General features: G+C 68.5%; 22 protein-coding genes and 1 pseudogene. 14 read left to right on the top strand and 9 right to left on the bottom strand.

Going from position 1 to position 22,094, the window contains the following annotated elements; all coding sequences use genetic code 11:
- The first annotated feature begins 49 nt into the window (after window positions 1-49).
- From gspG to gspD, 5 genes are read left to right on the top strand one after another with little or no spacing between them, the layout of a single operon-like run.
- Complete coding sequence (gene gspG / locus ACW171_RS07235) at window positions 50-514, top strand: type II secretion system major pseudopilin GspG (RefSeq protein WP_492096401.1); 465 nt, start codon at window positions 50-52, stop codon at window positions 512-514.
- Window positions 514-996, top strand: coding sequence for a GspH/FimT family pseudopilin (locus ACW171_RS07230; protein WP_492096400.1), 483 nt, complete (start codon window positions 514-516; stop codon window positions 994-996). The genes gspG and ACW171_RS07230 overlap by 1 nt, the downstream gene beginning before the upstream one ends.
- On the top strand, window positions 993-1,352 hold the full coding sequence (gene gspI, locus ACW171_RS07225) for a type II secretion system minor pseudopilin GspI (RefSeq protein WP_492096399.1): 360 nt from the start codon (window positions 993-995) through the stop codon (window positions 1,350-1,352). The genes ACW171_RS07230 and gspI overlap by 4 nt, the downstream gene beginning before the upstream one ends.
- Window positions 1,349-2,248 (top strand): type II secretion system protein N, encoded by a 900-nt coding sequence (locus tag ACW171_RS07220; RefSeq protein ID WP_492096398.1) that lies wholly within the window; start codon window positions 1,349-1,351, stop codon window positions 2,246-2,248. The genes gspI and ACW171_RS07220 overlap by 4 nt, the downstream gene beginning before the upstream one ends.
- Window positions 2,249-2,257: 9 nt before the next feature.
- Window positions 2,258-4,309, top strand: coding sequence for a type II secretion system secretin GspD (gspD, locus tag ACW171_RS07215; RefSeq protein ID WP_492096397.1), 2,052 nt, complete (start codon window positions 2,258-2,260; stop codon window positions 4,307-4,309).
- An 18-nt stretch (window positions 4,310-4,327) separates the two neighbouring features.
- Here gspD and ACW171_RS07210 read toward each other — a convergent pair whose 3' ends face one another.
- The gene (locus ACW171_RS07210; RefSeq protein WP_492096396.1) at window positions 4,328-5,029 is read right to left on the bottom strand and encodes a hypothetical protein; all 702 of its coding nucleotides are present in this window, start codon (window positions 5,027-5,029) and stop codon (window positions 4,328-4,330) included.
- Window positions 5,030-5,151: 122 nt separating this feature from the next.
- Here ACW171_RS07210 and mntR point away from each other — a divergent pair, with 122 nt between their 5' ends.
- Window positions 5,152-5,586, top strand: coding sequence for a manganese-binding transcriptional regulator MntR (gene mntR / locus ACW171_RS07205; protein ID WP_492096395.1), 435 nt, complete (start codon window positions 5,152-5,154; stop codon window positions 5,584-5,586).
- A gap of 12 nt (window positions 5,587-5,598) precedes the next feature.
- Here mntR and ACW171_RS07200 read toward each other — a convergent pair whose 3' ends face one another.
- The 6 genes from ACW171_RS07200 to ACW171_RS07175 form a co-directional block, all read right to left on the bottom strand.
- Window positions 5,599-6,708 (bottom strand): class I SAM-dependent methyltransferase, encoded by a 1,110-nt coding sequence (locus ACW171_RS07200; protein WP_492096394.1) that lies wholly within the window; start codon window positions 6,706-6,708, stop codon window positions 5,599-5,601.
- A gap of 51 nt (window positions 6,709-6,759) precedes the next feature.
- A complete protein-coding gene (locus ACW171_RS07195) occupies window positions 6,760-8,100 on the bottom strand; it encodes a sulfite reductase subunit alpha (protein WP_492096393.1) in 1,341 nt (446 codons plus the stop codon).
- Entirely contained in the window at window positions 8,097-9,083 is a 987-nt protein-coding gene (locus tag ACW171_RS07190) for an FAD:protein FMN transferase (protein WP_492096392.1), read from the bottom strand. The genes ACW171_RS07195 and ACW171_RS07190 overlap by 4 nt, the downstream gene beginning before the upstream one ends.
- Window positions 9,084-9,169: 86 nt before the next feature.
- Entirely contained in the window at window positions 9,170-9,997 is an 828-nt protein-coding gene (locus tag ACW171_RS07185) for a DUF4198 domain-containing protein (protein WP_492096391.1), read from the bottom strand.
- A gap of 12 nt (window positions 9,998-10,009) precedes the next feature.
- Window positions 10,010-10,531: a DUF2271 domain-containing protein gene (locus ACW171_RS07180; protein ID WP_492096390.1), complete on the bottom strand. Its 522-nt coding sequence runs from the start codon at window positions 10,529-10,531 to the stop codon at window positions 10,010-10,012.
- Between the two features lie 13 nt (window positions 10,532-10,544).
- Window positions 10,545-11,156: a PepSY-associated TM helix domain-containing protein gene (locus tag ACW171_RS07175; protein WP_492096601.1), complete on the bottom strand. Its 612-nt coding sequence runs from the start codon at window positions 11,154-11,156 to the stop codon at window positions 10,545-10,547.
- 186 nt (window positions 11,157-11,342) lie between these two features.
- Between ACW171_RS07175 and ACW171_RS07170 the strand changes: the two genes are divergently transcribed.
- Window positions 11,343-13,658 (top strand): GH92 family glycosyl hydrolase, encoded by a 2,316-nt coding sequence (locus ACW171_RS07170; RefSeq protein ID WP_492096389.1) that lies wholly within the window; start codon window positions 11,343-11,345, stop codon window positions 13,656-13,658.
- A 79-nt stretch (window positions 13,659-13,737) separates the two neighbouring features.
- On the opposite strand, the gene ACW171_RS07165 is transcribed toward ACW171_RS07170, so the two are convergent.
- Window positions 13,738-14,100 (bottom strand): endonuclease domain-containing protein, encoded by a 363-nt coding sequence (locus ACW171_RS07165; RefSeq protein ID WP_492096388.1) that lies wholly within the window; start codon window positions 14,098-14,100, stop codon window positions 13,738-13,740.
- Window positions 14,101-14,173: 73 nt separating this feature from the next.
- Window positions 14,174-15,568, bottom strand: coding sequence for a glycoside hydrolase family 47 protein (locus ACW171_RS07160; protein ID WP_492096387.1), 1,395 nt, complete (start codon window positions 15,566-15,568; stop codon window positions 14,174-14,176).
- A 242-nt stretch (window positions 15,569-15,810) separates the two neighbouring features.
- Between ACW171_RS07160 and ACW171_RS07155 the strand changes: the two are divergent.
- The 7 genes and pseudogenes from ACW171_RS07155 to ACW171_RS07125 all read left to right on the top strand — a co-directional run.
- A pseudogene (locus ACW171_RS07155) lies at window positions 15,811-15,978 on the top strand (LuxR C-terminal-related transcriptional regulator); the annotation flags it as partial.
- A gap of 112 nt (window positions 15,979-16,090) precedes the next feature.
- Window positions 16,091-16,348: a hypothetical protein gene (locus ACW171_RS07150; protein WP_492096386.1), complete on the top strand. Its 258-nt coding sequence runs from the start codon at window positions 16,091-16,093 to the stop codon at window positions 16,346-16,348.
- Window positions 16,349-16,519: 171 nt separating this feature from the next.
- The gene (locus tag ACW171_RS07145; RefSeq protein WP_492096385.1) at window positions 16,520-16,861 is read left to right on the top strand and encodes a hypothetical protein; all 342 of its coding nucleotides are present in this window, start codon (window positions 16,520-16,522) and stop codon (window positions 16,859-16,861) included.
- A gap of 45 nt (window positions 16,862-16,906) precedes the next feature.
- A complete protein-coding gene (locus tag ACW171_RS07140) occupies window positions 16,907-17,404 on the top strand; it encodes a hypothetical protein (RefSeq protein ID WP_492096384.1) in 498 nt (165 codons plus the stop codon).
- The gene (locus ACW171_RS07135; RefSeq protein WP_492096383.1) at window positions 17,385-17,753 is read left to right on the top strand and encodes a helix-turn-helix domain-containing protein; all 369 of its coding nucleotides are present in this window, start codon (window positions 17,385-17,387) and stop codon (window positions 17,751-17,753) included. The genes ACW171_RS07140 and ACW171_RS07135 overlap by 20 nt, the downstream gene beginning before the upstream one ends.
- A 382-nt stretch (window positions 17,754-18,135) precedes the next feature.
- Window positions 18,136-20,646, top strand: coding sequence for a glycoside hydrolase family 3 N-terminal domain-containing protein (locus tag ACW171_RS07130; RefSeq protein ID WP_492096382.1), 2,511 nt, complete (start codon window positions 18,136-18,138; stop codon window positions 20,644-20,646).
- A 173-nt stretch (window positions 20,647-20,819) separates the two neighbouring features.
- A complete protein-coding gene (locus ACW171_RS07125; protein ID WP_492096381.1) occupies window positions 20,820-22,082 on the top strand; it encodes an MFS transporter in 1,263 nt (420 codons plus the stop codon).
- Window positions 22,083-22,094 lie beyond the last annotated feature (12 nt).

Below are 22,094 nucleotides of genomic sequence, written 5' to 3'. Positions count from 1 at the left end.
AGCCAAAACAAGCCTGTCGCCACTGCCCATGCCGTCGAGAAAAAGTGTCATGATTACTTTGTCCCAGCGTCACAAGCTTAGCCGTCGTCTTGACACGCGGCGCGCCGGCCTGACTCTGGTGGAGATGATCGTGGTTCTTGCGATCATTGCGGTCGTGGCCGTCCTGATCGTGCCCAATGTCATCGGCCGCCCTGACGAAGCGCGCGTGACCGTGGCCAAGACCGACCTGAAGACCATCGCCACGGCCCTGCGCATGTATCGCCTCGACAACGGTGACTATCCGACCACGGAGCAAGGCCTTTCCGCCCTGGTCGAAAGGCCGACGGCGGCGCCCGAGCCGCGCGCCTATCCGGGCGAACCCTATCTGACCGAGCTGCCGACCGATCCGTGGGGGAAGCCTTACGTCTATCGCAGTCCGGGCACGGGCGGTGCCTATGACCTGTTGTCCTACGGCAAGGACGGCGAGGAGGGCGGCGAGAAGCTGGACGCCGACCTGAACGAACGAACGCGCTGATGACCCGTGTCGGGGGACACAGTCTGAAGCGGCGGTCCGGCATGACGCTGGTCGAGATTCTCGTGGTGCTGATGATCGTCGGCGTGATGTCGGCGGTCGTCACCCTGGGTTTCGGCGCGGCCGATCGCGGCATGGGCGTCGAGACCGAGGCGAACCGTCTGGCCGACCGGCTCCGCCTGGCCGCCGACGACGTCCTGGTGACCCGGCGTCCGCTGAGCCTGGCCTTCGACGGCGAGGGCTATGTCTTCGTGCGCGGCGATGGGGCCGCGACCGGCGTGGTCGATGCCCTCGCCGACGGGCACGCGTTTCCGGCCGGCGTCCGGATGGTCGGGCTGGGCGTAGCTTCGCCCGTGACGATCGATCCCGACGGCGCGGCCCCGGTCGCAGTCTTCGGCCTGGCCAAGGGGGACCAGCGCTGGCGTGTGACCTTCGACGGACTGAACGCCGTGGCCGAGCCGGTGACCGAAGAGGTCCCGGCATGAGACGTGACGGCTATTCCCTGATGGAGGCGCTGGTCGCCCTGTTCATCCTGGCCATCGCCACGGTCGGGCTGACGCGCGCGACCCAGGCCCATGTCGATGGGGTTCGCGGGCTGGAACAGCGGGTCGTGGCCCAGTGGGTGGCCGAGAACCGACTGGTCGAATTGAACCTGGAAGGTCCCGTGCAGACGCCGGACGTGTCGGTGGTCCGCATGATGGACCGGGATTGGGACGTTCGGGTCCAGCGCCGCAATACCGAAGACCCGGACCTGGTCGCCGTGGACGTCGCCGTCTCGCCGACCGGCGGTCGCGAGGCGGTGCGTCTGTCGGGCTTCGTCGACCGGGGAGCGGCGGCATGACCCCGGATCGCAGGGACGAGATCGCTCTGAGGGTCGTCAGCGTCGTGGTGGTGGGGTCTCTGGCCCTGGCCCTGGCCGGACTGACCTGGCGGCTGACCGGCTGGGACGACGGACGTGATGAAGTCGCTGTGGCCGAGGCCCTCGCACCCCTTGGCGGGGCCGCTGCGCCCGGCGGCGATGCGGACGTCGCGCGGATCGTGTCGCTGGCGCCCTTCGGCGGAGCGACGGCGTCCGGCGGCGTGCCGGCCTCGACCCTGGGTCTGGTGCTCAAGGGCGTAATCATGGCCTATCCGGCCAGCGCCTCGACCGCGTTGATCTCTGTCGGCGAGGGCCCGGCCACCATCTATGGCGTGGGCCAGACCCCGGTCGGCGACGCCGTGATCGAACAGATCGAGGTGGACCACGTCATCCTGACCTCCGGCGGAACGCGGCAACGGCTGGACTTCCCCGAGCCCGTGGCGGGCGCCCTGGCAGCGGCGCCCTCGACCCCCGGCGCCGGCATCAGCGTCGTTCCCGCCGGGCCTCCGCCCCCGTCGTCAGAGGCTGCGGCGGCTCTCGCCCTGTCATCGCCCATCGCCAGCGCAGCGGCGGCGGCTGCGGCCCAGCCGGCGCCGCGACCGGCCGATACGGGCGCGACGCCCAATATCGCGGCCGCTGCGGGTGCGGCGGGCGTGACCGCGACCTCGTCCGGCTATCGCGTCGGCCCAAACCCCTCTCCTGAACTGCGTCGTTTCGGCCTGCAGCCCGGCGACGTGATCGAGAGCCTGAACGGCCAGGCGGTCGGCGACGCGGGCCTGGATCAATCCCTCATCGAACGCGCCCGGTCCGCCGGACAGGCGCGCGTCGTCATTCTTCGGTCGGGCCGTCGCCTGACCGTCAACCTTCCCATTCGCTAGGAGCCCGGCGTGACGAAGTTTCTCCGCCTGACCACGACGAGCATGCTGGCGCTGAGCCTGGCCGCCGGCCCCGTCGGCTCGGCCTCGTTCGCGCAGACGGTCGCACCCGCACCGGTCGCGACCCAGGACGTCGTCATCAACATGCGCGGCGCCGACATCAAGGACGTGGCCGAACAGGTCAGCCGCATCACCGGCCGCACCCTGGTGTTGGACCCGCAGATCCAGGGCGTGGTCAACGTGGTCTCGGCCGAGCCGCTGAGCCGCAATGGGGTGTGGGAGCTGTTCCTGTCCGTGCTGCGGACCTCCGGCTTCGCGGCGGTGCGCAGCGGTAATGTCTGGCGTGTGGTGCCTCAGGCGACGGTGGTCCAGAGCGGGGCGTCGGAGACGGGCGCCGCAAGTTCAAACCAGCAGATCGTGACGCGTCTTGTCCGCCTGCGGAACCTGCCGTCGGATCAGGCCGTGCGCGCATTGCGTCCGCTGGTGTCGTCGTTCGGCGCCATCGAGGCCCTGACCGAGCCGAACGCCGTGGTCGTCACCGACTACGCCGAGAACATCCGCCGGGTGCAGCAACTGGCCGCCAGCCTGGATCAGGGCGGGGGCACGTCGTTCGACAGCATCGCCCTGCGTCACGCCTCGGCGACCGAGGTGGCGGCGTCGGTCAGCGCCTTGCTTGGATCGGACGCGGGCGGACCGCGCGTATCGGCGGACGAGCGGTCGAACGTGCTCCTCATTCGCGGCGACGCGGCCGATCTGGCCCAGGCGCGGTCGATCGTGGCTGCGCTGGACACGCCGGGCGGGGCGACGCCGGTGACGCGGGTCGTGCGCCTGCGGAACTCCGACGCCGAGTCCATCACCGACATCGTGCGCGGCCTGCTGGGCGGTGAACCGTCGGCGACCAACCCCGTGGCCCGCTCGCTGCGCAGCACGACCGGCCTGGCCAGCCTCAGCGCGTCCAACCGCGACACGGCGGCCTTGGCGGCCGGCGCCCTGACGTCGGGCGGCGGAGCGACATCGGCGGCTCTGCCCGAATCCGGAGCCGCGGCGCGGCCCGAGGGCTTCACGGCCGATGGCGTGACGGTCCAGGCCTCGCCCGAGCTCAATGCCGTGGTCATGCGCGGCCCGCCGGCGACGGTCGCCATGCTGGAGGACGTCATCACCCAGCTCGACCTGCGTCGGGCCCAGGTCAAGATCGAGGTCGCCATCGTCGAGATCACCGGTGAGCTGGGCGAACAGATCGGGGTCCAGCTGGGCCTCGGCGGTGCGGTCCCGGCCGATGGCGTCGTCGGCGGTACGGGCTTCTCCAACGCGGGGACCGATCTCGGCACCGTGTTGACGGCGCTGGGTTATCCGGCGGGGCGTCTGCTTGGGGCGGGCCTGTCTCTGGCGGCGGGGTCGGAGGGCGACTTCGGCCTGCTGCTTCAGGCGGTGGGCACCAACTCGGCGGCCAACCTGCTGTCCTCGCCCAGCATCACGGTGCTGGACAACGAACCGGCTGAGATCGTGGTCGGCCAGAACGTGCCGTTCCGGACCGGCAGCTTCGCCACCGACGGCAACTCGACCAACCCCTTCACCACCATCAGCCGCGAGGACGTCGGCCTGACCCTGCGCGTCGTGCCGCGGGTGCACGAAGGCGGCGTGGTGCGGCTGGAGGTGGCCCAGGAGATTTCATCCCTGGTGCCGACGGCCGTGATCGGCGCCGCCGACCTGATCACCAATCGCCGCAGTCTGCAGACCTCGGCCCTGGCGGATGACGGCGAGACTATCGTCCTGGGCGGGCTGGTCACCGACGACCGCAACAGCACCAACAGCCGCGTGCCGGGCCTCGGTAGCCTTCCCCTGGTCGGGGCCGCCTTCCGCTCGCGTCGCGACAGCCAGACACGCCGGACCCTGTTCATCTTCCTCAAGCCGACGATCCTGCGCGACAGCGCGGCGACCGCGGCCGACGCCCAGGCCACCTATGACCGGCTGCGGCTCTCGGAGCCCGCCCGGTTCGACCCGACCCGGCCCGAGGCCATCGCCCGCGATCCCCGACTGCAGCCCGAGGTGGATGAGGTCTTCTAGGGCTCCACGGACCCGGGCCTAGGGGCGTCGCTCTTCGAAGCGGGGAATGACCAATCCGGGATCGGCCTCGGCGCCCTCGGGCGGCCGGGCGAGCGGACGGCGCTGGTCGGTGATCTGCAGCAGGGGGGCCGCGATCCGGCCCCGTTCTTCGGCGCGGCGATAGACGGTCTGGCCGCCGAACAGGGCCACGGCGCCAGCCAGAGCCCCGCCGAAGAAGATCAGCAGGGCGGCGAAGGCCCCGTCCCACCAGCGGTCCCGGCCATAGACGGCGGCGGGGGCGGCTACGGTTGCGACAGGGACCGGCGGACGCGCCGTGGTCGGCTCGGCCAGCGTCAACAAAGTCCCGCCGCGCGCCAGCATCATCGGCACGTTGGCGCGGGGAACGACGGAATAGGCGCCCGCACCCGAGCGCAACAGGGCGACATCCTGGTCCAGCAGGGCGGCGCCGAAATCCTTCAGCAGGGCGTCCGAGGAATACCAGCCGTCGGCGCGGAAGGTGACGATGACGCCCTCCACCGCAGGGTCGACGGTCAGATCGTAGCCCAGGGCGCCGCCGACCACGTCCTGCGCCGCCTCGGCGATGGGGGTGTCGGTGAAGCTGAAGACATAGAACTGCAAAGGCTCGGCGGCGGCCGGGATCGGCGCGGTCGCGGGCGCTTGAGCCGCCACGGGCGAGGCCAGCAGGGCGAGCGTGATCAGGGCGGGCCGGAGAAGAGGCATCTGAAATCTGGATATCACGTCGCCCTCTTGGGGACCTATGACGACAGGACGATGAAATCGCCGCCTGTGTCGGCTAGGGTGCTCAGGCCCGGCGGCGCGACCGCCCGATTCAGGAGACCGATGTGGTCCAGGTTCCCGGCGCCGCCCGACGCGCCGCCGCTTTCCGACGCATGCGCGACGCCCGCTCCAGCGAGGTGGCGGAAGACTATGTCGAGCTGGTCGGCGACCTGATCGCCGAGGTGGGGTCGGCTCGGCTGACGGATCTGGCCGATTGCCTCGGCGTCGCTCCGGCCACGGCGGCCAAGGCTCTGCAGCGGTTGCAGCGGGACGGGCTGATCGAAACCCGGCCCTATCGATCGATCACCCTGACGCCGGCGGGCGAGGCGATGGCCGAGGCCTCGCGTGAGCGACACCGGATCGTGCACGAGTTCCTGACCGCGCTCGGCGTGTCCGGCGAGACGGCCGAAGCCGATGCCGAGGGCATCGAGCACCACGTCAGTCCCGAGACCCTGACCCTGTTCGAAGCCATGACCAAACGGCTCGCCAAGGGCGGCTGAGACCCCGCTGGCCTATGTCTTCGTGAGCCAGAAGGACGCGCCGTAGAGGTTCAGCGTCTGTAGCGGGCCTGCCTGCAGCCTGGCCTTCGCCTGTGCCGATAGGGCCGGGTCGCGGTGGGCGAACCAGCTGGGGAAAAGGACCTGGAAGCGGTCGCCGTACAGAAGGGCCGTGGCCAGCAGATACTGCTCGTTCCACATGCGGTGGACGTGGCCCGAGATGTAGTCGTCGGGCAGGTAGATGTCGTGAATGTGGATCAGGACGCCTGGCTTAACCTTCGGCAGGATGTCCATGAAGAAGACTGTGACGTCCGATCCCTGGAAGCTGCGGTGCGAGCTGTCGAGGAACAGGATATCGCCAGGCTCCAGCGCCTCGAAGAGGGCGGGGTCGGCGTCCTCCAGCGGCTGGCGGATGACCTGGTCGCACAGGCTGTCGATCTGGTTGCGCGGCTGCGGATCGATGGAGGTCAGGTGGGTGCGCAGGCCGTAGAGCTCGACCGCGCGACGGGCGAACTTCGTCGAGACGCCTGAGCCGATCTCTATGAACCGCGCCGGGTTTCCCTGTCGCAGGAAATGGGTCAGGACCATGCCGTCCAGCGGCGGAAACCACCCGTTGAGCCAGAACGGCTCACGCAATTCGTAGGTCCCGCCCATGGCGATCTGCTGGAAGTCCGAAGCCATTTCGCCCAAGGCGTCGACGACGGCCTCGTATCCGTCGCGCGCCGCCTCGATGATGGCGGTCAGTTCCGGGTGAGACGGGCGACCGGCGCCGTAGCGGACGGTCGAGCGATAGGGATAGTCCACGACACGGAACGATCGCTCGGCGTGGTCGGTCGAGTAGACGGCGTGGATCGGGGCCTCGCTCGACGCCGCGGCGAGGTCCGATCGGATGCCTTCGTCGTCCGGCTCGGCCGCCGCAGCGGCGCCAAGCATTTCCAGAGCCTCGTCGACGCGACCCTGTTTGGCCAGGGCGATGCCGATGTGACGCTGGGTCTGGGCGTGGCCCGGTGCGTCGCGAAGGACGCGCTTCAGGCTGAGCTCGGCGTGGTTGAGAAGGTGATCCCGGATCCAGGCGACCCCCTGATCGAAAGTCTTCTGAAGAGGTTCTGGAAGGGGCGCGGCCATTCCCGACTTAAGGCGGACGGGCCCCTTCAAGACAAGGGCGAACCCGCCTCTCTAATAGACGTCCCGCCGATAGCGGCCGGCTTCGACCAGGTCGCGCAGGGCATCGGCGCCGAGCACGGTCTCCAGCGCGGCGTTCACGCCGCCGGCCATGCCCTCCAGACTGCCGCAGACGTAGAGGACGGCGCCGCGCGCGATCCAGTCGCGGACAGCGGCGGCCTCCGCCTCGATCACGGCCTGGACGTAGCGGCCGTCGCCGGCGTCGCGCGAGAAGGTGCGGTCGAGGCGGGTCAGGATGCCGTTCGCCAGCCAGGCTCGCAGTTCGTCGTCGTGGAGGCTGTCGTGGGCGGCGGTGCGCTCGCCGAACATCAACCAGGCGCCGGCGGTGGAGCCCTGGGCGGCCCGGCTCTTCAGGTGCGACCGAAGCCCGGCCATGCCGGTGCCGTTGCCGATCAGGATCATCGGCGTCGTGGCGTCAGGGCCATGGAAGGCGCGGTTGGCGCGGATGCGCATCGGGGCGACATCGCCGACCTCCAACGTCTCGATCAGCCAGCCGGAGGCCAGTCCCGGCGTTCCGTCGGGGCGCAGCATCAGCCGGATCAGGAACTCGGCCCGACCGTCCGAAGGCAGGGAGGCGACGGAGTATTCGCGATGGGCCAGGCCCCCCTCGGGGGCTGGGACGCCGACCTCGGCGATATCGCCCGCGACCCATTGCAGGACGCCGTCGACCGGCTCGAACGCCAGATGCCATGCGCCTTCGCCGGGGCTGCCGTGGTTCAGCAGGCAACGCTCGACCAGACGCCAGTCGGCATAGGCCGGGGGCGCCCAGTCGGGGGCGGCGATGCTGCCGGTCAGGCGGCTGAGCTCGCCCTGCCAGTGGCGGATGGCGGCGGCGTCGCCGTTGTCGACCTCAACCGCATCAAACAGGGCCGTCGCGCCCGCCGACTTGAGCCAGCCGTCCAGCCCGCGGCCGAAGCCGCAGTATTCGGCATAGGTCCGGTCGCCGAGGGACAGCAGGCCATAGCGGACGCCGGAGAGATCGGCCGGGCCGGTCATGACCTTGCGGAGGAAGCCGGAGGCGCTGTCGGGGGCGTCGCCCTCGCCGGTGGTGGAGGCGATGAAGAGGACGCGGGCGGCGGCGGTCAGGTCGGCGGGCGCAATCTCGGCGAAGGATTTGATCTGGGCGGGCCGGCCGGCGTCGGTGAAGGCTTTCGCGGTCATCGCGGCCAGTTCGTCGCCGAAGCCGGTCTGGCTGGCGACCGCGATCAAGGTGGAGCCGGGCTGGGCGACGGCGGCGGGCGTCTTGCGGGATCGCCACATCGCCCAGCCGGTGACGACCATCCAGACGACGACGGTCAGGGCCGCCCACAGCCAGCGTACGGGGTCGTCGATCACCCCGCGTCGTCCTCGTCCATCATGGCGACGAAGGCGGGGGTCAGGTGTTCGATGACGCCGTCGGCGGTGCGAACCACCATCTGGGCGGCAAGATCATAGGCCTCGGCGGTCGCCGGGCCTGCCTCCGGGCCGAGCACGGTCAAGGCGCTGGCCCAGGCGTCGGCGGTCATGGCGCTGGCGTGGAAGACGGTGACGGAGGCGACGCCGTTCTCGATCGGCCAGCCGGTGCTGCCGTCGATCGTGTGCGGATAGACGCGACCCTCGTGCTCGAAGGCGCGGCGCCAGTCGCCGGAGGTGGCGACTGCGATGTCGACCAGCGCGGCGACCGTTCGAGAGGAGGGGGCGCCCGGAGGCTGCTCCAGACCGATCCACCACGGCTGACCGTCGGGCTTGACGCCCCGACCGCGCATCTCGCCGCCGATCTCGACGAGGTGGGAGGTCGCGCCGAGGCGGCTCAGGGTCTCGGAGACCCGGTCCACCGCGTGGCCCTTGGCGATGCCGGAGAAGTCCAGCTTCATTCCCCCGGGCTGAAAGGCCCCGCGCGCATCACGGTCGAGGCGCAGTCTGCGCCAGCCGCTAACGGCCAGGGCGGCGGCGATCTCTTCATCCAGGGGGACGGGTGAGCCGATGCGTGGTCCGGGCGGGCCGAACCCCCACAGATCGACCAGGGCGCCCAGCGTCGGATCGACCGCACCGTCGGTGTCGTCAGCAATGTCCATCGACGCGTCGAGCACGGACCAGAAGGCCTCGGACAGGGCGAAGACACCCTCGGGCGCGGCGTTGAAGCGGCTGATCTCGCTGGTCGGCTCCCACGGGCTGAAGACGGCGACGACGGCGTCGAGCTCAACCTGGACGGCGGCCAGCAGGTCAGCCTCCGTCACCCCCGGAGGAGCGACGGCGCCGACCGACCAGGTCGTCCCCATCGTCTCGCCACCAAGACGCAGGACGTCATCGCCGGGCGGCTTTGACGGCGGCGCGTCCATGGGTGGAATCAGGACGCGGGTCGCCGACCGCTCGTCCGCCTGGCGCAGATCGAGCGGCGGCGGTCCGCCGCGCGAGCCGCGAGGGGTCAGGGCAGGACCTGCAGGACGGCGGTGTACTGAGCCGAAGCGACCGGCGGGCCGTTGCGGCCGCCGCCGGCCGGCGCCGACGGGTCGCGCCACGAGGTGTTGACCCAATACATGCCGGCTTCCGGCCAGGTGATGGAGGCCTTACCCTCGGCATCGGTCGTCACGGTCTGTTCTTCGGGGTTGTCGCGATACTGCAGGCCGTCCCGCACCACGACAATCTGGGCCTCGGCATAGGGCTGGCCGTCCTTCAGGAACTGGAAGACGCCGGCCTCGCCCGCGACCAGGTCGTTCGGGTGGGTGACGGGGACCATCTCGATGCCGACGCCGGTCGGGACGAAGACGGTCTCGGTCGGGTTACCCAGGGTGACGAAGGTCTCCATCCGGTTGGCGCTGAAGGCCGAGACGACGTCGGTCGCGCCGGCCGGAATGTTGGCGGCCATCTCCGCCTGCGGACCGCGCCAGCGACCCTGTTCGCCGTTCAGCATCCAGGTCGCGCTCATGCCTGCCGAGGCGTTGGCGATCTTCCAGGTGCCGGGCTTGTTGACCTCGACGTCGAAGGTCGTGCGATAGGCGGCCTGCATCAGGTTGGCGGCGGCGCCGACCGAACCGTCGGGCGCTGTGATGACCAGCGACTGGGGCGACAGGCGGAGAGGGGCGTGGTCGGCGATGAAGACGCCGTTCGAGGCGCCGGCGTCGAACGACACCCAGAAGCTGTCGCCCGACAGGACGGTGTGCGACGGCTTCAGCCAGCCGCGGTGGGCGCTGGCCTGCATCGGGGCGGCGACGGCGGCGAGGACCGCCAAGGCAGGAAGGATGTACTTTTTCATGTGCGGCGATCCTTAGCGGGTGACCGAGACGCTGACGGCGCCCAGTTCGGAGGTTCCGGAGGCGGAGGCGGTGTTGGCGGCGCCGCCCCAGGTGAAGGGGACGCGGACCAGTTCGCGGCCGCCCTGTTCGCGGGCCGCCTCGACGACGACGACATACTGTCCGGCGGGCAGGGCGTTCATGCGGGCGGCGGGGGCGGTGATGGTGTGGCGGCCCGGCGCGCGGGTCGGTCCGGTCGCGCCCGAGATCGGCAAGGTCGTCGCGCGACCGCCTTTGCGCCACCAGCTGCGGATGTCCTTCAGATACTGCTCGCCGTCACCCTCTCCGCGGGCTGTGGCGCCGGCCTCGTACCAGAGGGCGATGGTGTGCATCGGCACCTGATCGGCGGCACGCTCGATCCAGGCCGCGACATAGGGACGGTGATAGGCCGCCGTCGAGATGGTGGGCACGTTGATCGTCACGTTCAGGTCGGAGGCCACGGCCGGAGCGGCGGCCGAGACGGCGCCGGCGGCGAGGATCAGGGCGGTGGAACGCATGGTGCGGAACTCGTCAGTGGATGAAGATGAGGGCGATGATGACGGGGATGGCGATCCCCAGACCGACCAGGGGCCAGGTCGAGGCGCGGGTCCGGGCGTGCAGCCACAGCAGGGTCAGGCCGGTGACCGTGAAGACGATGCAGGCCACCGCGAAGACGTCGATGAACCAGTACCAGACCGGCCCGGTGTCGCGACCCTTGTGCAGATCGTTGACGTAGGCGACCCAGCCTCGGGTCGTCGTCTCGTGAACGGCGTCGCCGGAAGTGCGGTCGATGGTCAGCCAGCCGTCCTTGCCGGGGCCTTTCAGGGCCACATAGATCTCGTCGGCTGCGGTCTCGGTCGGCTTGCCGGCGACGGAGACGTCCAGTTCGGAGGTCGCCCAGCGCGCGATGGCGTCGGGGACGGGATCGGTGGTCTCGTCGGGGAAGTCCGAAAGCCGGTCCAGCAGGGGGGCGGGCAGGGTGGCCCTGGTCTCGACCGTGACCGGTTCGGCCGGGATCTGGCCCGCGTGATTCAGGGTGATGCCGGTGATGGCGAACAACAGCATCCCGGCCAGCGACAACCCCGCCGAAATCCAGTGCCAGCGGTGCAGTTCCTTGAGCCAGAAGGCGCGCGCGCCGTTCATCGAACGCGCCTTGGCGGCGGGCTTGTCGACAGGTTTTGCGGCGGCGTCGGTCACGAACGGGCTGTGCCATGAACTGCGAATGATTTGCAAGTGCCGTAGATCTCGTTGGCACAAGTGTCGCGGCTTGGGCGACAGGGCGAATCCCGGCTGATAGGGTCCTGTCGTTCAGGGCTCAGGAGCATTCGGATGCGGCGTATCGGTCTGGCGGCGGTGATGGCGGTCTGTATGGCTGGCCCAGGGTGGGCTCAGGCGTCGGATCCGGTCGAGGCCGTGGACGTCTTCATCGGCACGGCGGGCAAGGGCCACACCTTCCCCGGGGCGGTCGCGCCCTTCGGCATGGTGCAGCTGAGCCCCGACACCGACTATCGCTATTTCCGTCAGTCCTACGACTGGGCCTCGGGCTATCGCCACGACGACCCGACCATCATGGGCTTCTCGCACACCCATTTCTCAGGCACCGGCCACTCGGACCTGGGCGACGTCCTGATCACGCCGCAGACGGGCGAGACGATCCGCTGGGACGTGGGCGACGTCGCCACGCCGGGATCGGGCTATCGCTCGCGCTACGACAAGGCCTCGGAGACCGCCGAGCCCGGCTACTATTCGGTCCAGCTGACCGATACCCCCGTCCGCGCCGAGTTGACGACGGGGGTCCGTACCGGACTGCACCGCTACACCTTCGCCGAAGGAGAGCGGGCGCGGGTGCTGCTGGATCTGAGGAACTCCATCTACGACTATCCGGGCAAGGTCCTGTGGTCGCGCATCCGCCTGCATCCGGACGGCACGGTCACGGGCTTCCGCGAGATGCGCGGCTGGGCGCCGGGGCGTCAGCTCTATTTCGCCATGCGGTTCTCCGCACCCATGGTCGGTCACGAGATCCAGAACCGTGAGACCGACGTCCCCTACAACGGCTTCCGCCAGCCGGGCCGGGCGCTGGATGATCGTCAGCAGGTCCAGGGCCGCGCCCTCGAAGCCGCCTTCGATTTCGGACAGATCAGCGGCCCTCTGCTGGTCAAGGTCGCCATCTCCTCGGTCGACGAGACCGGCGCCATCGCCAATCTGGAATCCGAAGGGGAGGGTTTCGACTTCGACGCCCAGCGCGCGACGACGCGTGCGGCGTGGGGCAAGGCGCTCGGCGTCGTCGACATCGAGGCCGAGTCGGAGCTGCGGACGACCCTCTACACGGCGCTGTATCACGCCCTGATCGCGCCTTCGGTCCACTCCGACGCCGACGGCCGCTGGCGGGGGCCGGACAATGCGGTGCACCATGCCGATTTCACCGTCCACTCGACCTTCAGCCTGTGGGACACCTTCCGGGCCGAGCACCCGTTGCTGACCCTTCTGGCGCCGGCCGAGCGCAACACCGACATCGTCAACTCGCTGATCGCCGCCCAGCAGGTCAGCCCCTACGGCATCCTGCCGGTCTGGTCGTTCCACGGTCAGGAGACCTGGACCATGATCGGCTATCACGCCGTGCCGGTCATCGCCGACGCCTACCTGAAGGGCATCCCCGGCATCGACGGCAATGCGGCGCTGGACGCGATGATCGCTTCTGCGACCTACCGTCCGTACGGCGGACTGGGCGACTATATGGACCTGGGCTATGTGCCGATCGACCGGGAGCCGGAGGCGGCGTCCAAGACGGTCGAATACGCCTATGACGACTGGACCATCGCCCGCATGGCCGAACGTCTGGGCCGCACCGACGTCGAGACCGAGTTCGACCGCCGCGCCGGCTTCTGGCGCAACACCTGGGATCAGGAGACCCGGTTCGTCCGCGCTCGTCTGGCGGACGGCAGTTTCCGCGAACCCTTCGACCCGGTCGCGATCAACTACGGCTCCGACTACACCGAGGGCAACGCCTGGCAGTATTCCTGGTTCGTGCCCCAGGACATGGCCGCCCTGGTCGACGTTATGGGCGGCGAGGCGGCGACGGTCGCCAAGCTGGACGCCATGTTCGACTACGACAACACGGGTCTCGACTACTCCCACGCCGAGGACATCGCCGGCCTGATCGGCCAGTACATCCACGGCAACGAACCCAGCCACCACTCGGCCTACGCCTATGTCTATGCGGGCCAGCCGTGGCGAACTCAGGAGCGGCTCAAGCAGATCGTCGAGAGCCAGTACCATTCCCGCCCCGACGGCCTGGCCGGAAACGATGACGTGGGCCAGATGTCGGCCTGGCTGATGTTCACGGCCATGGGCTTCTATCCGGTCACGCCGGGCTCGGGTCAGTACGTCATCGGCCGCCCGTTCACGGAGCGCACGACGTTGAACCTGCCGAACGGCCGGAAGTTCGTGATCTCGGCGGCGGGTCTGGCGGACGCCAACCGCTACATCCAGTCAGTCACCCTGAACGGCCGCTCGCTGGACCGCGCCTGGATCGGCCATGACGAGATCACCGCCGGCGGCGAACTCCATTTCGTCATGGGGGCGCAGCCGAACCGGACCTGGGGGGCGGGCGAGGCGGCGCGGCCGTATTCGATGAGCGGACGCTGATTGAAGCGTCACCTCCCTATTCGCGAAGGCGAATGGGGAGGACAGGTCGCGTCAGCGACCAGGAGGGGGCGACGCGGTCTCACCGATCACCGCGTCGCTCCCTGACAACCGTCAGAATGAAACTGAGAACGCCGTCCAACTCATCGCGCACATCCGATGCTCGAAGCCGGATGACACGAACGCCTTGCACGCCCAGCCAGGCGGTCCGCCTCTTGTCATGCGCTATCTGATCGGCCTGCTCGTGAACGGCCCCATCGACCTCGATCGCCAGCTTTGCCTCGGCGCAGTAGAAATCGAGGATGTAGGGGCCGACCGGATGTTGGCGTCGGAACTTCAGGCCGCGCAAACGACCGGCGCGAAGGCAGTTCCAAAGACGCGCTTCGGGCGGCGTCATCTGGCGTCGGAAGCCTTTCGCGCGGATATAGCTCAGGCTGTCAGGCATCGTGTCGCCCCCTCCTGACCGCTTCGCGGTCTGTCCTCCCCATTCGCCTTCGCGAATGGGGAGGTGAACGTTTTTAGTCCTTCACGAACCCCCGCAGCACGTTCGCCTCAGTGCTCAGCACCAACCGGTCGATGTCGATCCGCTTCGGCTCGGCGAACATGATGAAGTAGTATTTCATCTGCTCGGACCACCAGTAGCCGGGACAGTTGTCGCCCTGGGTCATCGGGCGGGTCGAGATGTCCCGCAGCGAAGTGTAACCATAGGCCGCCTTCGAGCTCGACTTCATGTTGCGATAGTGGGTCGCGACGATGGCGCGGTAGCGGTCGTCGCGGTCATGCTGCCACAGGTTCAGGGCCGCGTCAGCCACTTCGGGGCGCAGGCCGGTGCGCAGGGTGCGCGGGCGGGCGGTGGTGACGTCGGTCGACTCTGGGACGATCAGATAGCGGTCCTGCATCGTCTCATAGGTCTTCAGGAAGTCGTCGCCCTCGGCCTTGAACCCCGCCTGCCCGAACAGGCCGGCCAGATAGGCGCCCAGGACGGTCTGGGAGGTGTTGGTGACCTCGCCGGTCTCGAAATCGACCATGGGGAACCACAGCAGGCCGTCGTAGCGCTTGCCCTGATGGTCGATCATGGCCTTGAGGCACTGCTCGGCCGCCGTCTTCAGCTCCTCGTCGCCGAACAGCTCCCAGGCGTCCCAGAGGTATTCGTAGAAACTGTCGGCATAGACGTCGATCGAGGCGTTGCGGCTGATGAACCGGCCCGTCTCGGCGTGGATGTTGGCCGCCATCAGGCCGATCGGCGAGCGCATGTTGAGGGCATGCATCATCGCCCGTTTGGCGGCGGCGTGATATTTCGGCTCGCCCGTCAGCTGGCTCAGGACGCCGAACTCGGTGATGTAGGTGCCGATCTCGGCCAGGTTGGTCTCGGGATCGCGAACGGCTCCGGTCCTCAGGTTCACATAGCGATAAGGCAGGCCGTGCGGGGAGGCGTCGAAGGCCTTCAGCAGCCGGTCGGCCAGGTCTTTCGCCTTGGCCAGCAGGACCGGATCGCCGCAGGCCAGGTGCGCCGACAGCAGGCCGCCGACCAGGCGGATATTGGTCTCGAACACCTGGGCGTAGCCGTCGATGTCGAAGTCCAGGTTCGCCTTGACCCAATCGACCCCGGCCTGGAACTCTTCGTCCAGCTCCATGATCCACAGGGTGTCCAGCGCCTCGACCAGCGACAGGCCCAGGTCATGGCCCTCGATGAAGAAGGACTGGGACGTGCCGGAGACCGGATTGATCTCGTCCTTGCCCCAGGCCTTCTCGACATAGTGATCCCAGGCCCATTTGAACTCGGCCTTCACGTCGGTGCCGAGCGCGACCCAGTCTTCGGTTCGGGCGAGGACAGGCAGGGGAAGGAGACCCGCCGTCAGACCGCCTCCGGCCAGAGCCAATGCCGAACGACGGTGCAGAGACAGGCTTCTCATGGCGGGGGCTCCGATTCAGATTGGCCGCCATCCTGCCGTCGGGCGCGCGCCTCTGACAATGGTCGCCGACAAGCCGTGCCGGTTCCTGGCACGCAGCATCAGAGGAGACGGCTGGGCCCAGGCTCGGAGAGCGAGAATCCGGCTTGGTGACCCGGCCCGGCCTGCGTAGAGGTTCGGCTCGGTCGCGGGTGGGTTTGCGTTTCGTCGATTAACCCTATTGGTTGTGCGTGGGGGATGGATCGATGGCCGGCCTGGACAGGCTCACGACGCGCGAACGACAGTGTCTGGTGGGTGTCGCACAGCACCGCCAGTCCAAGGAGATCGCGCGCGATCTCGGCATCTCCTCCAAGACCGTCGACAAACATATCGAGACCGCCTGCAAGAAGCTGGGCGTCGCCTCGCGTCGCGACGCGGCCCTGATGCTGATCGACAACGGACTACGGAATGAACCCGTAGGGGAGCCGTCCCGAGTAGCCCAACCGCCCGTCGGCGCCGCCTTGTTCCCAGCGAAAGGAGGCCCTGATGCCCTCTACGATGCTGAACTGGAACTGGGACTATCTCGAGACGGTCTTCGAGGACCTGGCGCAAACCCCGGCCGAGAAATCGGCGGTGCTGCACCTGCTCACGGTGACCAAAGAGATGAGCCCATATCTCTCGAAGCTCGATCTGCTGCGCGAGATTATCTGCATCGGGCTCGTACTGTTGCCCGAACACGATCGGCCGCCGAACGCGGAACACCTGAAGCCGTCGACTATCGCCGCATCGGGCGGGACTTGCTGATGGTGATCGTCCTGACCTGCGGCATAGCCTTTCTGCTGGCTGGAGCCGTCGGGGCGACCCTGACGATCCAGAGGCTTCTGCAAACGTCCGACCAGGCCCAGCAGACCCGCTGACCCGCCTTCCACAATCAACGCCTGCCATAACCCCCGCCCAGCGGGAGAAGGAGACCCCATGCAACGTCGCGAGTACGGTCAGAAGCTGGCCACCGCCCTGTTCGAAACAGAAGACGCCATCGACGCCGCCCTGGAAAAGGCCGCGCATCTGATCGCCGCCATGTCCTCGGTCCGTCGCGAGAACGGTCTGTCCGCCGTGCTCGGCAGTGACGCCATGACCGGTGTCACAGGTTCGGTCCGCGCCTTGGGCGAGGCCCGTGACCGGATCGTCGCCGCCCACAACGCCCTGTCATGCGCCGCCCCGCAGGTCGGCCTCGGCCATGTCGTCATGCAAGGCACCGGCGTCGGCAAGCCGGAAGAAGACATGCCGCGCCCGACGGGACTCAAGGTTGCCGCCTGATGCTATGCTCGCGGTGCGCCGAACCGGCGCGCCGCGAGCGGTTGCATGTTCAACGACGACGTCCTGTTCCTGGCCACGGCCGCGCAGATCGGCGGGGTGGTGCTGAACATCCTGGTGTGCGGCGCCGCCATCTGGAAAGGCGCGCGCACCGAGCGAATCGCCGCCATCTCCATTGTGATCGCCGCCATCCTGTCGCCACTGGTTCAGAACTGGGACGATTGGACTTCGCCTCAGTGGAAGATTCTGATGGTCGACGCCGCGAACCTCGCGGTCTTCCTCTATCTGCTGGTCAGGACGCACCGGGTCTGGCTGCTGTTCGGATGCGCATTCCAGCTTCTGGCGGTTCTCAGCCACGTCGGGATGATGATCGATCCGGTCATCATGGCGCGGGCCTATATCTCGACCCTGTACCTGATGTTCTACGGTCTGATGATCGCGCTCGCGCTCGGAATCTGGGAAGGCATATCGCGTGAAAGGCGAGCGCGAGTTGCGTCGGCCGATGGGAATATTATAGCGTCGCCTTATGACATCCCCCACGCCTAACCCGATCGACATCGCCGTTGGTCAACGAATCCGTGCCGTTCGTGAGCTTCGCGGTCTGACCCAGACCGACCTGGCCAAGGCCACCGGCGTCACCTTCCAGCAGATCCAGAAATACGAACGTGGCACCAACCGCGTCTCGGCTTCGCGTTTGATGCTGATCTCCAACGCCCTCGGCCAGCCCGTCAGCGCCTTCTTCGACGCCGAAGAGCCGGGCGGCGACGGTCTGGACCTGTTCTCGGTGAGCGGATCGAAGGCGCTGCTCGAAGCCTACGGTCGCATCGAGACCTCGGACCAGCGCCGCATCGTCGTCGCTCTGGCGCGTTCGCTCGCCGGCGAAACGCCCAGCTGATCCGACTCCGGCCGAGCCTTGGGGCTCGCCGCTGGTCGCCTGTCTCGCCGGACCCGCGCCAAAGCCATTTTGCAGCGCGCCGATCCCGTCGGCGCGCTTCGACCCGTTCTGGCCAGATCGGGCGGACGGAAGGCCGCCCTCCACAAGTCAGTTGAGCGATCGGCTGGATCGCCCGCCGGGAGCCCTGGTCGCGGGCCCGGCGACGTGTTGACCGTCCTGCCAGGGCCTCGAGCTTCGTCTTCCGGGTCGATGACGCCGCCCTGATTGAGAGCGTTCACAATTTCGGTGACAATCTCAGCTTGAGCTGCACATACTCGGCGATCCTGATCAAAGAGCCGCCGGCAGAGCGGCGCACGGGAACTCAAAAGGGCGAGGAAAATCCATGCGAAATCTACTGTCATCGACGGCGGTTCTGGCCGTCCTGCTCGCAGCGCCCATCGGAGCGACAGCGCAGGATCTGAGCGTGCCACCGGCCGCGACCGCCGATCCGCAGGTCTGGCCACGCGCCGCCTCTCCCGACGCGATGAGCGACGCCGAAACCGAGGCCTTCGTCACCGAGCTGATGAGCCGGATGACGGTGGAGGAGAAGGTCGGACAGACGATTCAGGCCGACATCGGCGCGATCACGCCGGCCGATCTGGCGCAGTATCCGCTCGGCTCGATCCTTGCGGGCGGCAGCTCCGGCCCAGGCGGCGACGACAAGGCGCCGGCCCAGGCCTGGGTCGATCTGGCGCGAGCGTTCCGCGCCGCCGCCGCAGCGCGGCCGGGCGCGCGCATTCCGTTGATCTACGGCATCGACGCCGTGCACGGGCACAACAATGTGCCGGGCGCGACCATCTTCCCGCACAACATCGGCCTGGGCGCGGCGCGCGATCCCGATCTGATCCACCGCATCGGCGTCGCCACGGCCATGGAGGTCGCGGTCACCGGCGCGGACTGGACGTTCGGACCGACGCTGGCCGTGCCGCGCGACGACCGCTGGGGTCGGGCCTATGAAGGCTATGCCGAAGACCCCGAGGTGCAGCGCGCCTATGCCGGGCCGATGACGCTGGGGCTTCAGGGAGAGCTGTCGGCAGATCGGCCCCTGGCGCCCGGCCGCATCGCGGGGTCGGCGAAACACTATCTGGCGGACGGCGGCACGTTCGAGGGCGAGGATCAGGGCGACTTTCGGGGATCGGAACGGGAGCTGATCGACATCCATCTGGGCGGCTATCCGGCCGCGATCGACGCGGGCGTTCTGTCGGTCATGGCCAGCTTCTCCGGCTGGAACGGGGTCAAGCACACAGGCAACCACAGCCTGCTGACCGACGTGCTGCGCGGGCCGCTGGGCTTTGACGGCTTCGTGGTGTCGGACTGGAACGCGCACGGGCAACTGCCGGGATGCAGCAACGACAGCTGCGCCCTGGCCATCAACGCCGGCGTCGACCTGCTGATGGCGCCCGATACCTGGAAGCCTCTCTACGAGAGCACGCTGGAGCATGTTCGGGCCGGCAGGATTTCCGAAGAACGGCTGGACGAGGCGGTGCGTCGCATCCTGCGCGCCAAGGTCAAGGCGGGGGTGTTCCGGGCGGAGCGGCCGGTCGAAGGCGACTTCAGCCAGTTGGCTTCGCCCGAGCATCGCGCCCTGGCGCGCGAGGCGGTGCGCAAGTCGCTCGTCCTGCTCAAGAACGAGGCGGGCGTTCTGCCGATCCGGGCCGGGGCGCGTGTGCTGGTGGCCGGACCGGCGGCCGACGACATCGGTCAGGCGTCGGGCGGCTGGACCCTGGCCTGGCAGGGGACGGGCAACACCAATGCCGACTTCCCGCAAGGCCAGTCGATCTGGGGCGGGATCGAGGAAGCGGTCGAGGCTGCAGGCGGGACGGCGATGCTGAGCGCCGACGGCGCCTTCACCGACACGCCGGATGTGGCCATCGTCGTTTTCGGCGAGATGCCGTACGCCGAGTTCCAGGGCGATGTGGACACGCTGGACTTCGTGCCGGACGCACCGCTGGAGACGCTGCGTCGGCTCAAGGCGGCGGGGGTGCCGACCGTGTCGGTCTTCCTGTCGGGGCGGCCGATGTGGATCAATCCGGAACTCAACGCCTCGGACGCCTTCGTCGCCGCCTGGCTGCCGGGCACGGAAGGTGGGGGCGTGGCCGATGTCCTGATCGGCGACGCCGATGGACGGCCGCGCAACGACTTCCACGGGACGCTGTCGTTCAGCTGGCCCAAGGATGCGACCGGGACGCCTTTGAACCGGGGCGAGCCGGGATATGATCCGCAGTTCGCCTATGGCTATGGCCTGACCTACGACAGGCCGGGCGAGGTCGGCATGATGTCCGAAGAGAGCGGCGTCGAGAGCGTGGCCTCCAGCATCGACAGCTATTTCGTCGACGGCCGCTACGTCGCACCCTGGGGCCTGATGCTGCGGGACGCCGGGGGGCAGAACAAGCCCGGCACGGTCAAGGCGGCCTCCAGTCCGCGCGACGGCGTGCGCGTCCGGCCGATCGACGACCTGGCGCAGGAAAGCGGCCAGCAGTTCGCCTTCTCGGGCTCGGGATCGGCCGATGCCTATATCGAGGGCGTGCCGATCGACCTGTCTCGTCAGGCCAACGGCGAGCTGGCGATCAGCTTCCGCTACCGGGTGGATGCCGCGCCGCAAGGCGACGTAGGGCTGATGTTCGGCCGTGGTCGGACCGATGTGACCGACCTGTTCCAGGGTGCGCCGCTGAACGCGTGGCGGACGATGAAGGTGCGGCTGTCCTGCCTGGGCGGAGAGGGCGTGGACATGGCGGCGATCGACGTGCCGTTCGGCCTGACGACCGCCTCGGCCTTCACGGTCTCGGTCTCCGAGATCCGGCTGGCGCCGAACAACAACGACACCGTCTGTCCGGCGAGCCAGACCGGCCCGTGATCGTCACCGGAAGTCCGGCGCTGAGGGTTGAGGCACCGTTCGAAGTCCGCGACTTTCGGGCCACGCCGACGTCCTGATCGCCAGGCCGGGAGCGAAAAACGCCGGTATCTCGCCTCGGCCGGCTTGGATGGGCGCGGCGTTTGGCTTGTGGTCGGGCGCACTGACCTGACAGAATGGCGCATGCGGCGAACCTTCGGAGCCAGACCCTGACCTCCGCCGACGCGGTATCGCCGGTCCAGCCGCGCGGACTGGGCTTCCTGGCGCTCTACGCCCTGGCCTGGGGCGGAGGCGTCATCGCCTATGTGCCGCTGCTGACCCTGATCCTGCCGATTAAGGTCGAGGCCATCGCGCCTGACGACAAGGTCGCCCTGTTGAGTCTGGCCACCCTGATCGGGGCGGTCGTGGCCAGCGTGGTCAACATCCTGGTCGGGATGGTCAGCGACAGGACGGTGCTGCGGCCCCGCGGACGACGTCCCTGGGTGGCGCTGGGTCTGGTCCTGACACTGGCGTCCTTCGCGGTCCTGCACGCGGTCTCGACCCGGGCTGGCCTCATCGTCGGCATCGTCTTGTTCCAGGGGGCGCTCAACCTGATGCTGGCGCCGCTCAGCGCCATTGCGGCCGACGAAATCCCGGATCAGCAGAAGGGTCTGACAGGAGGCTTGATGGGGGCGGCCTACACCCTGGGCGCTCTCGCGGGGATGGCGGTCACGGCGTCGGCGGACTGGACCGAAGCCACGCAGCTGGCGATCGTCGGCGGTCTGGTGACGGCCTGCGTGGCGCCCTTTCTTCTCATCAGTCGCAGGCGCGGGGCGATCGTGCCCGCCTCGGTTCCCGTCAACCAGGCGGGAGCAGGGCGCAGACGCAATCTGGCGCGCATCTGGACGGCTCGCCTGCTGATCCAGATCGCAGGCAGCATCCTGTTCGCCTATCTCGTCTTCTACTTCGAGACGGTGGACCGGGCGGGACCCCCGGCGTCGCCGTCACAAATCGCACGTGAGGTGGCCTGGCTGGCCGGATCAGTGACCATCCTCCTGGTTCCCCTGTCCATCGCACTGGGGCGGCTGTCGGACGCGGTGCGGCTGAGGAAACCCTTCCTCCTGATCACGGCTACGATGATGACGGCCGGGTTGGCCCTGATGGCGTTGCTGCCGCAATGGGGTCCGGCGGCTTCCGGCTATGTGCTGTTCGCGACCGGGGTGGGCCTCTTCCTGGCGCTTCAGGGCGCCTATGCGATGCAGCTTCTGATCACGCCCGAGCATCGGGGGCGGGACATGGGGCTGTTGAACCTGACGAACACCATCCCCGCTCTGATCGCGCCGTCCCTGGCGTTCGCCATGGCGGGGGAGGGGGATTTCCAGCCTCTTCTGCTCGTGCTGACGGCCTTGGCCGGTGTGGCCCTGATCCTGTTGTTCCAGATCCGCGAACAGTCCGTCTAAGCGCTTCGCGGA

The organism is Brevundimonas sp. FV1ye28, assembly GCF_058681135.1.
This window is presented reverse-complemented; position numbering and strand designations above follow the sequence as displayed.

Excerpts from the sequence above, each read along its gene's own strand:
- ACW171_RS07175 (WP_492096601.1), bottom strand. The coding sequence starts at position 11,156 with ATGAACGGCGCGCGCGCCTTCTGGCTCAAGGAACTGCACCGCTGGCAC.
- ACW171_RS07170 (WP_492096389.1), top strand. The coding sequence starts at position 11,343 with ATGCGGCGTATCGGTCTGGCGGCGGTGATGGCGGTCTGTATGGCTGGC.
- ACW171_RS07210 (WP_492096396.1), bottom strand. The coding sequence starts at position 5,029 with ATGCCTCTTCTCCGGCCCGCCCTGATCACGCTCGCCCTGCTGGCCTCG.
- ACW171_RS07150 (WP_492096386.1), top strand. The coding sequence starts at position 16,091 with ATGCCCTCTACGATGCTGAACTGGAACTGGGACTATCTCGAGACGGTC.
- gspG (WP_492096401.1), top strand. The coding sequence starts at position 50 with ATGATTACTTTGTCCCAGCGTCACAAGCTTAGCCGTCGTCTTGACACG.
- ACW171_RS07230 (WP_492096400.1), top strand. The coding sequence starts at position 514 with ATGACCCGTGTCGGGGGACACAGTCTGAAGCGGCGGTCCGGCATGACG.
- ACW171_RS07140 (WP_492096384.1), top strand. The coding sequence starts at position 16,907 with ATGTTCAACGACGACGTCCTGTTCCTGGCCACGGCCGCGCAGATCGGC.
- ACW171_RS07160 (WP_492096387.1), bottom strand. The coding sequence starts at position 15,568 with ATGAGAAGCCTGTCTCTGCACCGTCGTTCGGCATTGGCTCTGGCCGGA.
- ACW171_RS07200 (WP_492096394.1), bottom strand. The coding sequence starts at position 6,708 with ATGGCCGCGCCCCTTCCAGAACCTCTTCAGAAGACTTTCGATCAGGGG.
- ACW171_RS07185 (WP_492096391.1), bottom strand. The coding sequence starts at position 9,997 with ATGAAAAAGTACATCCTTCCTGCCTTGGCGGTCCTCGCCGCCGTCGCC.
- ACW171_RS07220 (WP_492096398.1), top strand. The coding sequence starts at position 1,349 with ATGACCCCGGATCGCAGGGACGAGATCGCTCTGAGGGTCGTCAGCGTC.
- ACW171_RS07165 (WP_492096388.1), bottom strand. The coding sequence starts at position 14,100 with ATGCCTGACAGCCTGAGCTATATCCGCGCGAAAGGCTTCCGACGCCAG.
- ACW171_RS07145 (WP_492096385.1), top strand. The coding sequence starts at position 16,520 with ATGCAACGTCGCGAGTACGGTCAGAAGCTGGCCACCGCCCTGTTCGAA.
- ACW171_RS07130 (WP_492096382.1), top strand. The coding sequence starts at position 18,136 with ATGCGAAATCTACTGTCATCGACGGCGGTTCTGGCCGTCCTGCTCGCA.
- ACW171_RS07180 (WP_492096390.1), bottom strand. The coding sequence starts at position 10,531 with ATGCGTTCCACCGCCCTGATCCTCGCCGCCGGCGCCGTCTCGGCCGCC.
- ACW171_RS07135 (WP_492096383.1), top strand. The coding sequence starts at position 17,385 with ATGACATCCCCCACGCCTAACCCGATCGACATCGCCGTTGGTCAACGA.
- ACW171_RS07190 (WP_492096392.1), bottom strand. The coding sequence starts at position 9,083 with ATGGACGCGCCGCCGTCAAAGCCGCCCGGCGATGACGTCCTGCGTCTT.
- gspI (WP_492096399.1), top strand. The coding sequence starts at position 993 with ATGAGACGTGACGGCTATTCCCTGATGGAGGCGCTGGTCGCCCTGTTC.
- ACW171_RS07125 (WP_492096381.1), top strand. The coding sequence starts at position 20,820 with ATGGCGCATGCGGCGAACCTTCGGAGCCAGACCCTGACCTCCGCCGAC.